At 64.9% G+C, this 1,723-nt stretch carries 2 protein-coding genes; both read left to right on the forward strand.

The features are described from left to right. Positions 1-310: 310 nt before the first annotated feature. The gene (thiM, locus tag AC4FAH_RS11365) at positions 311-1,150 is read left to right on the forward strand and encodes a hydroxyethylthiazole kinase (RefSeq protein WP_024952614.1); all 840 of its coding nucleotides are present in this window, start codon (positions 311-313) and stop codon (positions 1,148-1,150) included. Further along, a partial coding sequence (gene thiE / locus AC4FAH_RS11370; RefSeq protein ID WP_490246052.1) for a thiamine phosphate synthase occupies positions 1,140-1,723 on the forward strand: 584 nt, incomplete at its 3' end. The genes thiM and thiE, both read left to right, overlap by 11 nt.

Raw genomic sequence — 1,723 nt, forward strand, 5'->3', positions numbered from 1 at the left:
CTGCTGTTGCCAGCGATATCCAGGTGACTGCTGCTCGTATTGCTGACGCTACCGCGCTGACCTATCCGTATCACTGCGTGACCCTTGACTGATGACTCGTACACAAAAGACCGTAAGAGACTGTATCTTATGGACTTGTCGTCAAGGTTTATAGAACCACGATATTATTTATTATCCTTTGCGCGACTCTTGATAGATGAGAGAGCTAGCGCGTCACGCCACCGTCAGCGCCGGACCTTGCCACTTGACCTTTCAGCGCCAGCTTTTACTCTCGAGCGCTGATGCTTCCTTTCTCCAGTCACGAGATCCCATGACCCCATCGTCATCCCTTTCTCCCGGCAGCCTGCTGAATCAGCTGCGCCAGACCACGCCGCTGGTGCACAACATCACCAATCACGTCGCGATGACGCCGACCGCCAATACCCTGTTGGCCATCGGTGCCTCGCCGCTGATGGCGCATGCGCAGCAGGAAATTCAGGAGATCTCCGCCATCAGTGCGGCGCTGTCGATCAATATCGGCACGCTGTCACCCAGCTGGATCGAGGCCATGCAGCTGGCCGCGATGTGCGCCCACCGCGATGGCAAACCCTGGGTGCTGGACCCCGTCGGCATCGGCGCCTCCAGCCTGCGCCAGTATGCGTGCCGCGCGCTGCTGGAATATCGTCCCAGCGTGATTCGCGCCAATGCCTCCGAAGTGCTGGCGCTGGCCGGTGAGATGAATCAGGGTCGCGGCGTGGACAGCGGCGATGACGGTGAGGATGCGCTGGAGCGCGCCAGTCGGGCCGCCGTCGCGCTGGCGCGCACGCAGAACTGCGTGGTGGCGATGACCGGTCGTGTCGATGTCGTCACCGATGGCCAGCGGCAAATCACGGTGCAGGGTGGCCATGCGCTGATGGGGCGCGTCACCGCCATGGGCTGCGCGCTGAGCAGTGTGGTCGCCGCCTTCCTCGCCGCCTCCCTCGCCGGACATGACGACGCCCTGCACGCCACCGCCGCCGCGCTGGCCTGTTACGCCGAGGCCGGTGAGACGGCGGGCCAGTCGGCGCAAGGCCCGGGCAGCTTCGTGCCACGCTTCATGGATGCCCTGTATACTCTCGACGCCGATTCCACCCCGCTAGCCTCTCGTCTGGAGCTGACCGATGTCACTTGATCTATCCCTTTACCTGGTCACCGACCCCGCGCTGTGCGCCGAGCGCGGCCTGGAAGCCACCGTGATGGCCGCCGTGCGCGGCGGCGTCAGTGTCGTGCAGCTGCGCGACAAGCATGCCAGCGACGAGGAGATGATCGCCCAGGCCATCCGCCTCAAGGCGCTGCTGGACGAGTACGAGGTGCCGCTGATCATCAATGACCGCATCGAGGTCGCGCTGGCCAGTGGCGCCGATGGCCTGCACATCGGTCAGAGCGATGGCGACCCGGTCGAGGCGCGTCGCCGTCTCGGCGAGGACGCCTTGATCGGCCTGTCGGTCCAGACGCTTGAGCAGCTCAAGGCCGTCGATGTCGAGCGCATCGACTACCTCGGCCTCGGCCCGGTATATGCCACCCCGACCAAGCCGGATCATGCCGCGCCGCTGGGCATCGAGGGACTCACGCAGCTCGTGCGCTCAAGCCCGCTGCCGACGGTCGCCATCGGCGGCATCTCGCTGGCCAATGCCGGCGAAGTCATGACCAGCGGCACCGACGGCCTCGCCGTCGTCTCGGCGCTGTGCAGTGCCGAAGACCCCGC

The organism is Cobetia sp., assembly GCF_983723665.1.

Coding starts and splice junctions, on each gene's coding strand:
- thiM (WP_024952614.1), top strand. CDS start 311: ATGACCCCATCGTCATCCCTTTCTCCCGGCAGCCTGCTGAATCAGCTG.